The 11,512-nt window shown below is 69.2% G+C and carries 8 protein-coding genes and 2 pseudogenes; 4 read left to right on the forward strand and 6 right to left on the reverse strand.

Features of this window, described 5'->3' with window-relative positions:
• Positions 1-258: 258 nt before the first annotated feature.
• A pseudogene (locus ACFWXC_RS31765) lies at positions 259-465 on the forward strand (LysR family transcriptional regulator); the annotation flags it as partial.
• Between the two features lie 606 nt (positions 466-1,071).
• Here the strand turns inward: ACFWXC_RS31765 and ACFWXC_RS31770 are convergent.
• Complete coding sequence (locus ACFWXC_RS31770) at positions 1,072-1,491, reverse strand: cupin domain-containing protein (protein ID WP_384483852.1); 420 nt, start codon at positions 1,489-1,491, stop codon at positions 1,072-1,074.
• Positions 1,492-1,820: 329 nt separating this feature from the next.
• Positions 1,821-2,294, reverse strand: a complete 474-nt coding sequence (locus ACFWXC_RS31775) for a carboxymuconolactone decarboxylase family protein (RefSeq protein ID WP_384483854.1) — start codon at positions 2,292-2,294, stop codon at positions 1,821-1,823.
• Between the two features lie 299 nt (positions 2,295-2,593).
• On the opposite strand from ACFWXC_RS31775, the gene aceE reads away from it, so the two are divergent.
• Positions 2,594-5,281: a pyruvate dehydrogenase (acetyl-transferring), homodimeric type gene (gene aceE / locus ACFWXC_RS31780; protein ID WP_384483856.1), complete on the forward strand. Its 2,688-nt coding sequence runs from the start codon at positions 2,594-2,596 to the stop codon at positions 5,279-5,281.
• A 154-nt stretch (positions 5,282-5,435) separates the two neighbouring features.
• Positions 5,436-5,528 (forward strand): annotated as a pseudogene (locus ACFWXC_RS31785) (UTP--glucose-1-phosphate uridylyltransferase); the annotation flags it as partial.
• Between the two features lie 1,019 nt (positions 5,529-6,547).
• On the opposite strand, the gene ACFWXC_RS31790 reads toward ACFWXC_RS31785, so the two are convergent.
• From ACFWXC_RS31790 to ACFWXC_RS31805, 4 genes are all read right to left on the reverse strand, one after another.
• Positions 6,548-7,036, reverse strand: coding sequence for a hypothetical protein (locus ACFWXC_RS31790; protein WP_384483858.1), 489 nt, complete (start codon positions 7,034-7,036; stop codon positions 6,548-6,550).
• Positions 7,037-7,039: 3 nt separating this feature from the next.
• Positions 7,040-8,263, reverse strand: a complete 1,224-nt coding sequence (locus ACFWXC_RS31795) for a macrolide family glycosyltransferase (protein WP_384483860.1) — start codon at positions 8,261-8,263, stop codon at positions 7,040-7,042.
• A 3-nt stretch (positions 8,264-8,266) separates the two neighbouring features.
• Positions 8,267-9,163: a patatin-like phospholipase family protein gene (locus ACFWXC_RS31800; RefSeq protein WP_384483862.1), complete on the reverse strand. Its 897-nt coding sequence runs from the start codon at positions 9,161-9,163 to the stop codon at positions 8,267-8,269.
• Between the two features lie 167 nt (positions 9,164-9,330).
• Positions 9,331-10,845: a SpoIIE family protein phosphatase gene (locus ACFWXC_RS31805; protein WP_384483864.1), complete on the reverse strand. Its 1,515-nt coding sequence runs from the start codon at positions 10,843-10,845 to the stop codon at positions 9,331-9,333.
• A 154-nt stretch (positions 10,846-10,999) separates the two neighbouring features.
• On the opposite strand from ACFWXC_RS31805, the gene ACFWXC_RS31810 reads away from it, so the two are divergent.
• Positions 11,000-11,485, forward strand: coding sequence for a MarR family winged helix-turn-helix transcriptional regulator (locus ACFWXC_RS31810; RefSeq protein WP_384483866.1), 486 nt, complete (start codon positions 11,000-11,002; stop codon positions 11,483-11,485).
• Positions 11,486-11,512: the final 27 nt, after the last annotated feature.

Consider the following 11,512-nt stretch of genomic DNA (forward strand, 5'->3'; position numbering starts at 1 on the left):
GTGCAGCCTGCTGGGCGAGTTCCTCAGCCCTGGCCAAGCGAACGAGCCTGTGCCGGGTGTCTTCGACAGTGCCGACGGTCGGGTAATGGGTTCTTGCCACGATTCCGTGAATCACTCGCTCAGGTCGCGGCAGGATGCGGGTGATCCGCTCAGGGGCTGATGGAGGCGCGCGATGTACCCCGGCGGCCGCACCCGGAGCCCGGCCGTCCCTGTTCCGTCCGCGACGAGGGTCCTGCGCCATTACGCGTTCTGCGCCGAATTCGGCTGCCTGCCGCGCCCATCCAGCCCATCGCCTCCAAGGACGTGGCGGACGCGGTGGCGGAGGTCGTCGCCGGCGCCCCGCTGAACGGGATCCGCGACATCGGCGGCCCTGAGATCTTCCCCCTGGATGAACTGCGCCGGCTCACCCTGTCCCACAAGAGCGCCCACCTCGCTCCCACCCGCTACACCGACAGGCTCTCCTGAGGAACTTGCGCAGTCACAGGCGCACAGACCATCGCCGGGGACGCGAGCCGGCACCGCGCAGAGCCGGGCTTCCTGGGGTATGGGCCGCGTACCCGGTTGATCACTCCTGGCCAGGCGCCCACGCGTGTGACGCCGAAGCCGTGCTGTTGGAGCTCTTCCATGACGCGGGCCCTGTCCGCATCCGTGACCGGGGTTGGTGGCGTGCGTGCAGATCCCGTCGAGCCTTGCCGGCTGGAGCGGGTGGTGAACGTCTTCGTGGTCGCTGCGGCATCCCAGCACGGAACTTGACCGAGGCCGACGAAGTGGATCCTCTGCCGAATCCTGTGTCGGCCGCATCCTGCGGGGTCCGGGCGCTGGCGGCGGTCAGGGGAGTATGAGCAGATGATGGCCGTTCCCAGAGCCGTCGTCAGTCCCAGAAGGGACCGCGGATCTACCGGGAGCACCGCCATGGCCCTGGCCATGGCGGTGCTCCCGTGGACGGCCGACTCGGCAACGCCGTCCAAGACTCCGTGACACCACGGCCTGCCGCAGTGCGCGGACGGCCGCGGCCGCGAACAGCGCTGTCAGCGTGCGGTACATACGCCGTTCGGAACCGGCCTGTGCAGGTCAGTCCGTGGGCCGAGGGGCGCGCAGGTGGGCCCGCTTCTTCAGTTCCTCGTCGTCGACCAGGGTGAGCATCGGCTGATTCGGCGCGCACATCATGAACACGATGTACTTGGCCGGCACGTCCGACGAGGCGTTGCCGTTCTGGTAGTGGATCACCTCACCGCCCGGCTCCCAGAACGTCTCACCGGCCTTGATGACGTGCTCCGGCTCACCTTCGAGCTCCCACCGGACCGCTCCTTCCAGGACGTAGCCGAAACACGGTCCCGAGTGACGGTGCGGAGGAGTCCCGGGGTCACCGGGAGCCCACTCGACGAGGACGGTCATTCCTGAAGCACCCTCAGGAATGAAAGGCGGTTTGATGTCCGCCAGCATCTTGGGTCCGAAGCCGTCCTCTGAGTGCATTCCGTGCATTTCATGCATTGTGCTACACCTCCGTAGACCGGCCCGGAACGGACGATCTCGCGTCGGCGGTTCCGGGCTCACAACAACTTGCTTTACAGCGAAGACAAAGCGTGGGCCGCATCTGTGACACGCCGCGAGCCTCCGGCTTTGCGCACGGCGAGTCGGCGGTCGCCACCACCACGGTGATGCGCGTCGACATGCGTCCACGCCGTACCGGCCCCGAAGCAACCGGGCCGGCCGGCCACGTGGTTGAGCGCAATCGGCCGGCGCCCGAAAGTCATTCCCCCGCGAAGGCGGCGGTGACGCGGACAAGGTCCGTCCGTGTTCGGCCGGGCTCCGGTCCTGGCTCAGCCGAACATGCCGACCTTGTAGCTGCCGGCCGGCTGCTGGGTGATGATGTTGATGCGGTTGTAGGCGTTGATGATGGCGATGAGGGTCGTCAGCGCGACGAGTTGGTCCTCATCGAAGTGCTTGACGGCGTTCGCCCAGGCCTCGTCGGTGACACCACCGGCCGCGTCCGCGACGCGGGTGCCCTGCTCCACCAGTTCCAGCGCGGCGCGCTCGGCCTCGGTGAAGACCGTCGCCTCCCGCCAGGCGGCGACCAGGTTGAGCCGCAGCGAGGTCTCCCCGGCGTGGGTGGCCTCCTTGGTGTGCATGTCGGTGCAGAAGCCGCAGCCGTTGATCTGGCTGGCACGGATCTCCACCAGATACTGGATGGTGGCCGGCAGCGTCGAGTCCGACAGCGTCTTGCTGGCCGAGAGGAGGTGCTTGAGCACCTTGCCGGCGAGCGGATTGCCGTAGTAGTTGAGGCGTGCGTCCATTGGTCCTCCTGGCGAAATTACTGGTACGCACTACTGACCGGCCAGCACGGCAAGGTGTGACACCACATCGCAGTGTGATGCAGGTCTCGGTGGCCATGTCTTCCTGGCTGTGGGGCGCGCAGGCCGGTCACATCGGCACAGTGTTGAGGACTGTCACAAAAGCGGCACGCGTGCTGTCCAAGGTGTGGTGAGCGGCTGACTTCACCTCACCCACGTACACCTCTGACCTGTCGGCACCGGAGTACCTCCGTGTCGGCAGTCGGTCTCTCCCCTGCCCACGCTGTGACAGAAAGGCTGCCATGAGTGATCCGTCCCGGCCCACCGAGTTCTCTGCGACGAGCGAGCTCGACCAACTACCCGACCGGGACACCGAGGTGACCGCCGAATGGCAGGCGTCACTCGACGCTGTCGTGCGGAACGCAGGGCCGGATCGGGCGGTGTACCTGCTGCGACGAGTGCACGAGTACGCGGCCAGGTCCGGGATCGCCGTGCCCGGGCTCCTGTCCTCGGACTACATCAACACGATCCCGGCGTCCGCGCAGCGCGTCTTTCCCGGTGATGTCGCCGTGGAGTCCAGGATCACCGCCGTGAACCGCTGGAATGCGGCAGCGATGGTGACACGCGGCTCCCGCCTGGGGCTCGGTGGCCACATAGCCACCTACGCTTCGGCGGCATGGCTCTATGAGGTCGGGTTCAATCACTTCTTCAAGGGCAAGAACGGGGACGGCTCGGGCGATCAGCTGTACGTGCAGGGGCATGCCTCGCCCGGCATCTATGCCCGCGTGTTCCTGGAAGGGCGCCTCGACGAGAGGCAGTTGGACAGTTTCCGACGTGAGGCCGACGGCCACGGACTGCCGTCCTACCCCCACCCCCGCCGCCTGCCGTGGCTGTGGGAGTTTCCGACCGTTTCCATGGGACTCGGTCCGCTCGCCGCCATCTACCAGGCTCGCTTCAACCGCTACCTGCACGCGCGCGGCATCAAGGACACATCCGGGTCCCACGTATGGGCTTTCCTCGGGGACGGGGAAATGGACGAGCCCGAGGCGACGGCCGCGTTGGCGCTCGCCGCCCGCGAGGGGCTCGACAATCTCACCTTCGTCGTCAACTGCAACCTGCAGCGCCTGGACGGCCCCGTACGGTCCAATTCCAAGATCGTTCAGGAACTGGAGGGCCGATTCCGTGGAGCGGGCTGGAACGTCGTGAAGTCTCTTTGGGGCGAGGCCTGGGACGCCGTGCTGCGACAGGACACCACCGGGGCCCTCGTCCACCGCCTCGGCGAGGTACCCGACGCCCAGATGCAGACGTACGCCGCCCGGGACGCCGCCTACACACGCAAGGACTTCTTCACCGGCGACGCGCTCTCCGCCATCGCCGCCCGGCTCAGTGACGCCCAGCTCACCGATCTGTTCGAGAACTCGCGCGGCGGGCACGAACCCCTCAAGGTCCATGCCGCCTATCGCGCCGCGGTCGAGCACCACGGAGCGCCGACCGTCATCCTCGCCCAGACGGTGAAGGGACACACGCTGGGTGCGGGCTTCGAATCCCGCAACGCCAATCATCAGATGAAGAAGCTGACCATGGCGCAGTTCCGTGACATGCGGGACGTGCTTGAACTTCCCATTCCCGACAGCGCGTTGAGCGGCGACCTGGTGCCGTACTGGCACCCCGGCGAGAATTCGGAAGAGGTGCAGTACCTGCGGGACCGGCGTAGGGCTCTGGGTGGCCCCGCCCCGGTACGCAAGGTGGTCGCCAAGCCGCTGCAACAGCCCCCGGCCGCGCCCTTCGAGGCCCTGAAGAGGGGCTTCGGCAAACAGGAGGTGGCCACCACCATGGCTCTTGTCCGGCTGGTCAAGGACCTGATGCGCGTGGAGGAGACGGGGCAGCGCTGGGTACCGATCATCCCCGACGAAGCTCGTACGTTCGGCATGGAATCCCTGTTTCCGACGGCCGGGATCTACTCGCCGCACGGCCAGACCTACGAACCGGTCGACGCGGATCAGCTGCTCCACTACCGCGAAGCAAAGAACGGCCAGCTCATCGACGAGGGCATCACCGAGGCCGGCTCCATGGCCGAGTTCACCGCTGCGGCGACCTCGTACGCCACACACGGTGAGCCCATGATCCCGTTCTACATGTTCTACGCCATGTTCGGTTTCCAGCGAACCGGTGACCAGTTCTGGGCCCTGGGGGACCAGATGGGGCGCGGGTTCGTCATCGGGGCGACGGCCGGTCGTACGACCATGACCGGCGAGGGACTGCAGCACGCCGACGGACATTCCCACCTGCTGGCATCCGCGAATCCGGCCGCTGTGAGCTACGACCCTGCCTTCGCGTACGAGATCGCGGTGATCGTCAGGGAAGGGCTGCGACGGATGTACGGCGACCGGCCCGAAGACGTCTTCTACTACGTGACGGTCTACAACGAGCCCAAGCAGCAGCCTGCCATGCCCGCCGGGCCGGCGGTCGAGGAGGGGATCCGGCGGGGCATGTACCGGTTCCGGCAGGCGGAGCCGCACAGCGCGGGACCACGGATCCAGTTGCTGGCTTCCGGCACGGCCATCCACTGGGTGCTGGAGGCCCAGGAGCTGCTCACGTCCCAGTGGGGAGTCCACGCCGACGTGTGGTCGGTTACCTCCTGGACGGAGCTGCGCCGCGACGCCTTGAGCGCCGACAGCGCGCGGCTGCGGGGTGAGAAGCGCGTCCCGTACGTGACGGCCGCGCTGTCGGGCACCCCAGGGCCCGTTCTGGCCGTCAGCGACTGGATGCGGCAGGTGCCCGATCAGATCAGCCAGTGGGTCGAGCAGGACTACACGTCGCTGGGTACGGACGGCTTCGGGCTGTCGGACACCCGTGATGCCGTACGCCGCTATTTCCATGTGGACGCCGAGTCGATCGTTGTCGCCGCCCTGGACCAGTTGGCGCGGGCCGGCGCGATCGCCCCGGAGACGGTTGTCCAAGCCCGCGATCGCTACGGCCGGCAGGGGTGAGCATCTCGTCGAGGGTGCGGCGCTGGGGAAGTGCGCCTGCGGAGTGCAGGGCGTGGAAAGACCAAGGGCGCCCTGCACTTGCATGAGGGCGCGCGGTCACCCGGGCGAACGGCATTGGCGCCGACGGGAGTTGGCAGCGTCAGCGGGTGCCGTACTGCTGGACTCCGGTATCACCGGCGTCACCGCCGTCGTCTCCGGCGGGAGGAACCTCGTCCAGGACCACTTCCGCCCCAGCCCCGCCCCCGTGTCCAGCGGCGGGTCGGCTCGTCCTCCCCCCCCAGGAGGGGAACGTCCGGGGCACCCGCTTCCCGTGGGCGGTCGTCATGGAGACCGGTCGTCGGTACCTGTCGCCGCGGTCGCGCCGTGGCGGGCACGGATGATGGCGATCACGGTGTCGGTGGTGCGGTCCAGGTAGCTGCGGCCGGCCGTCGGGCAGATGCGCCTCCGGGCTGATGTAGCTGCGCGGCCCGACGTGGGTGGCCGGGTCGAGCCGATGCACGGTGATCTTCCCGGCCCGAAGGGCCCGATTCCACTGGCTGCGGCGGAACAGCCGCCGGCGTTGCGGGAATATCCAGGTGCCGACCCGCTCGATCCGGTCGTTCGCGCTGGTGAGCTGATGCACGTGCTCGGCATGGGTGAGGTCGTTGGCACCGTTGTGGAATCCGCCGAGCATGATCAGCAGGAGCGGGGAGCGTAGTTGGGCGTGCAATGCGCCGACCGCGCCGGCGGCGACCTGGGCGCCGCCGCTGTAGCTGAGCAGCACCACGGGGACACCGCTGTCGGGCTGGTAGCCGGCAAGCCGGAGTTGAGCGGTGATCTGGGCCCCCACCGCCCGGTCGTACAGAGGACGGTACCGGTGGTTGGCGGCGACGAAGGTCTGCATGACGTTGTGCAGGAACAGCAGCAGACCGACGCGATGGCTCATCCACGCCCACACCGGCCGGTCGGCAAGCGGTTCTGCCAGCGGCGAGTAGGGCTGCACCTGACCCAGTACCCGCAGCTCCGGCGCCCCGGCTATCAGGGCTTCGACCAGCTGGCCGCCGTCGCGGGTGTCGCGGAAGCGGCGCTTGCCGATACCGTCAAGATAGACCAGGTAGGCATCCGGGGGACTGTCAGGGGCCGCGCCCCGGGCGTAGGGCACATCCTTCGGGAGCTCGACGGCAGGGCTTCGCCAGCCGGCGCTGTAGGCCAGGACCTCATAGCGGGCCAGCAGAGCTTCGACGAGCACAACGAGCCCGAGCACGCAGATCCAGAGCAGGATGACGTTCATGCGATCGACTCCGGAGTTTCGGGCGCACTGATCCTCACGACCAGGCGCCGAACAGCCTCTACAGCAACCCCCAGGCCCACCCCGGCGACGGCCACACAACCGGCGGCGGACCACCAGCCCAGCCCGGTCGCCGCGGCGAGCGGACCGGCCAGACCGGCTCCGACTCCGACAAAGAGCAGCAGGTGGAACAGGGGTCCGAGCAACGGGAAGGCAAGCACGGCGGCGAGCATCAGCGGGGCGACCAGGGCGGGTGTCCACTCCAACCCGCCGCCTGCCGGCGGAGGGGAGTGCACCAGCTCGGCCAGGGTCTCTGCGGTCGGCGGCCACAGCGCGAACACAGCGCCCTCCGCCAAGCCACCGGCCAGCAGCAACGCGGACACAGCGGGCCGCGACATGCCGGGCCGGCGTGCCGTCATGGGCAGGATGCGCCCGGCGGCCTCCGACAGACCGGCGAACAACAGCAGCAGGGCGACGGCAATGGACATCGCTCAGCCTCGCTGTGCCGGATCGGCGGGAGCCGAACGGCCGACCGAGCCGGGGGCCTCCAGGTATCGCTCGAGTTCGTCGGCGGCCCGCAGGTATCCCCCTGCCTCGGTCTGGGCGGTCTTCAGCGTCGCCGCGGCTGCCCAGAACGAGGGGTCGTCCAAGAGTCGCCGCGCCAGGGCACGTACGGAGGTCTCGGTGACGTCCTGGGTACGGATGGACAGGCCGGCGCCGAGCTCGGCGACCTGCCGGGCCACCATGGGCTGGTCGGCGCCTTGTGGGACCACCAGCATCGGAACCCCGGCGTACAGGGCCTCGTTGACGCTGTTCATCCCGCCATGGGTGACGAACAGCGCCGCGCGGGCCAGTACTTCCGTTTGCGGCACGAAGCGCCGGGCGAGCACGTTGGCCGGCAACGGCTCCAGCGCGGAGGGATCGGTCTGCCCGGTGGCGATGACCACGGTCCCGCCCAGCGGGGCGAGCGCGGTGGCGAAGGTGCGCAGCAGCCGCGGGGCGGCGTTGAACACCGTGCCCAGCGAGGCGTACAGGACGGGTTCCCGCAGCTGTTCGGCGGGGAACGACGGGTCGGCGGGGCGGGCCCCGACGCTTGGGCCGACGAACCGGTAGGACCGGTCGAATTCCTCGACCGCAGGCTGGAACGCCCGTGAGGTATAGACCAGATTGAGCGGCTGGCGGATGTTTATCAGGTCGACCAGTGGCAACCCACGCGTGTCGAAACGGCGATGCAGACTCCAGCGGGACCGCAGGTAGGCCTGGAGGCGGCGGGGCCGGGCCATCGCCGTGGCCAGCAGGTCCCACGAGCCGCGGGTGATGCTGGGTACGTGCCGGTTGTAGGCGAACGTGGTGAACGACGAAGCCGCAGGCACCTTGAGTTCGCGGGCGGCGACCGCACCCCACAGGCAGTCGCTGTCGTGGACGATCAGGTCGGGTCGGACGCGGCGCAGATCGCTGAGCACAGCGGGCAGCAGGCGGGCGGCGGTGAGCCCGAGCGTCTCTATGAACGCGGCCGGCGTCGGTGGGTCGGGGAGCGGCTGGTCGCCCCCGGGGTAGGGGTACACCGTCGCCCCGGTGGCCTCGATCTCCGCACGGAACGCGGGTGGGGCGTGGTACGTCACGGTGTGGCCGCGCCGGACAAGCTCGGCCACGACCGGCAGCGTCGGGTTGACGTGCCCGTGCATGCCGATGTTGAGGAACGCGATGGTACTCACCGGTCAACCCCTGATCATGGAAGAAGTGGATGGCTCGCCCGGTCCGGCGGATGTCGCCGAAGGGCCGTCGACCCGATACAGGCCCGGACCGCTGACGCGCAGCCCGTCGAGAAAGCGCCCGGCCGTGCGGGACGCGGTGCTGATCAGGCGCCGGGCCTGGCGGAAGTCCCACGGCGCGGGCCAGGTCTCGATACCGGTCGGCAGCACGACGGCCGGGATGTGCTGGGACACCTCGTACAGGTCACGCTCGATCTGATGGTGCAACAGCAGTGTCCCGGCCCTGGCGGCGATGGCCCCGGCACGTCGGCGTGGGGTGGCGGGGCGCAGCGGTGAACTCTCCGGCCCGGTCGACAGCACCACCACACTTGCCGCCCCGGCCTGCAAGGCCGCCAGCACCGGGACGTAGGCGATCACCCCACCGTCGACGAGCACCCGCCCCCCGCGATCCACCGGGGGCAGCATCCCGGGAATCGCAGCGCTGGCCAGCAACGCGGACTCGAGGTCTCCGTGGTCGAGCAGCACCGGACTGCCGGTGTCCAGGTCCATGGCCACCGCGGTGAACGGGACCGCCAACTGCTCGATCCGCGACGGCAGTCCGGCCCGGGCGATCAGCCTGCGCAGGCCGCGATCGGTGAAGACGCTGGCCCGGGCGAACAGGCGGTGGCCGAGCGGGTAGACCTCACGGCGGTGCAACTGGGTCCACACGTGGTCCAGCCACGGTGCGGCCGTGTCGGGGTGGGCGGCCGCGATGGCCCCGTTGAGAGCACCCACCGACGTTCCGATGATCATGTCCGGGACGAATCCGCGCTGTTCCAGCGCGTACCCGATACCGACATGCGCCGCTCCGAGTACGCCACCGGCGCCCACCACCACGGCCACGGGACGGGGAAGGGATCGCAAGCCCGTCGACGGCGGATCTCCGGGCGGGCGGCTCGATGAAGTTGGTCCTAGCGACAAGTAAACCCTCCGCGATTCTGACCATGGCGCCGGGTCGGACTGGTTTCCCCACTAGGACCGGGCGACCACCAGGTCTGTGACACCGGCCCCGCCGGCGGACAACCGACCGGTCAGAAAGAGGGCACTGTCTGCGGTGATCGGCCCAGGGCCTGTTCGGCCCAGATGGTCTTGCCCGCCGAGGTGTAGCGGGTGCCCCAGCGCTGAGTGAACTCGGCGACGAGGAACAGTCCCCGGCCGCCCTCGTCGCTGGCCCGGGCCCGGCGCAGGTGAGGCGCGGTGCTGCTGCCGTCGGAGACCTCGCAGATGAGGGACCGCTCCTTGATCAGCCGCAGGCGGATCGGTTCGGTGCCGTATCGGATCGCGTTGGTGACCAGTTCGCTGACCACCAGTTGCATGGTGAACGCGGCCTCCTCCAGCCCCCACGCGGTGAGCCGCTCGTCCGCCAGTTTGCGTATCTCCGCCACAGCGGCCGCGTCCGCGGGGACGTTCCACTCGGCGACCTGTTCCTTGTGGAGGAGGCGGGTGCGGGCGACGAGCAGGGCGATGTCGTCGGTGCGCGTCTCGGAGTGCAAGGACTCCAGGACCGTGTCGCACAGTTCTTCCAGCGAGGGCACGGACCGGGCCAGGGCGTCGCGCAACTCGTCGATGCGTTCGTCGAGGTCGTGGCCGCGGGTTTCGACGAGTCCGTCCGTGAACAAGGCCAGCAGGCTGCCTTCGGGAATGGTCAGCTCCGTCGCCTCGAACGGCAGGCTGCCCAGCCCGAGCGGAGGCCTGGCGGGCACGTCGACGACCTGCGTGGTGCCGTCCGGACACACCAGAACCGGGGGCGGATGACCTGCCCGGGCCAGCGTGCAGGTACCGGACACGGGGTCGTAGACGGCGTACAGACAGCTGGCGCCGATGTCGCCGGGGATCGCGTTGTAACCGACGACACCGGTATCGGCCTCGTTGCCCATCTCTTCCGCCGGGTGGGTCACCATGTCGTCGAGACGGGTGAGGAGCTCGTCGGGCTGCAGGTCGATGTCCGCGAGGGTACGTACCGCCGTCCGTAGCCGGCCCATGGTGACCGAGGCGCCGATACCGTGGCCGACGACGTCCCCGACGACCAGGCCGATGCGAGCGCCGGGCAGGGGGATCACGTCGAACCAGTCCCCACCCGCCTCGGAGGCGCGGTCGCCGGGCAGGTAACGGGCGGCGGTTTCCGCGCCCGGGTGCATGATCGGGCCACGCGGCAGCAGGGTGCTCTGCAGCAACAGCGCGATGCCGTGTTCGCGGGTGAACCGGCGGGCATTGTCCAGGCAGATCGCGGCACGGGTGACCAAGTCCTCGGCGACGGTCAGATCGTCGGCGGCGAAAGACTCACGGGAGCTGCCGTGGCGGAGGAAAACGGCGGCCCCGAGAGTGGTGCCGCGGGCTCGGATCGGCACCGTGATCAGCGAGTACGCGCCACAGGCGCCCAGCTCTGCCGCCGTCGTGGGGTCGTCGGCCAGCCAACGGGTCACCTGTGGATCGGTGAAGTCGAGCAGTTCCGCCCGCCCGGTCGCCACACACCGGCTGACCGGTGAGGAAGCGGGGTGCCACAGGGTCTCGCCCCGGGCGGGATGCGCCGCTGCCGCCTTCGTCATCGGCTCTATTTCACGATCGTTCCACGAACGACCGTCGTCAAGACAAGCGCCCAGCACTCTGGTGATCCCGCACCGGCGTTGTGTGCGGGGCATAGCCACCGTTTGTTTCAATCGATACCGTATTGGATGAATGGGTGGCTGGTAGCCTCACACTGTGACTGCCGATACTCCTCACCCCTCGGCCGGCTCGCGTGCGACGGACCGTCCCGGGGACACCTCGCCTTTCGCTCTCGGTCTGCTGCTGCGGCGGGCGCACTGGCGGGTGGCCGGGGTGATGACGGAGGCGCTTCGCCCGCTCGGTGTCGAGTTGCGGCATTTCGCGGTGCTTCTTGTTCTGGCCGACCGGGGGCCCACGGTGCAGCGGGACCTGGGGCCGGCGACGGGGTCGGACAAGGCGGGCATCATGCGGGTCGTGGACGACCTGGAGCGCATGGGGCTGGCCGTGCGCAAGGCGGTTCCGGGTGACCGGCGGGTGAGGGCGGTGGAGATCACGCCCCGGGGTGTCGAGCTTTTCGACGCGGCGCATGTGGCGGCCGAGCCGCTGGCCGAGCGCCTGGTGGCCGACCTGGGGTCGGGTGAGCGCGAGCGGTTGACGGCGCTGCTGACCCGGTTCGCCCATCCCGCGGAGGGTGAGGCGTAAACGCGTCCGCGCGGCGGCGGCCCACAG

The sequence above is a fragment of the Streptomyces sp. NPDC058683 genome (assembly GCF_042716195.1).
In the GTDB taxonomy this organism is placed as follows: domain Bacteria; phylum Actinomycetota; class Actinomycetes; order Streptomycetales; family Streptomycetaceae; genus Streptomyces.

Coding starts and splice junctions, on each gene's coding strand:
- ACFWXC_RS31770 (WP_384483852.1), bottom strand. CDS start 1,491: ATGCATGAAATGCACGGAATGCACTCAGAGGACGGCTTCGGACCCAAG.
- ACFWXC_RS31775 (WP_384483854.1), bottom strand. CDS start 2,294: ATGGACGCACGCCTCAACTACTACGGCAATCCGCTCGCCGGCAAGGTG.
- aceE (WP_384483856.1), top strand. CDS start 2,594: ATGAGTGATCCGTCCCGGCCCACCGAGTTCTCTGCGACGAGCGAGCTC.
- ACFWXC_RS31790 (WP_384483858.1), bottom strand. CDS start 7,036: ATGTCCATTGCCGTCGCCCTGCTGCTGTTGTTCGCCGGTCTGTCGGAG.
- ACFWXC_RS31805 (WP_384483864.1), bottom strand. CDS start 10,845: ATGACGAAGGCGGCAGCGGCGCATCCCGCCCGGGGCGAGACCCTGTGG.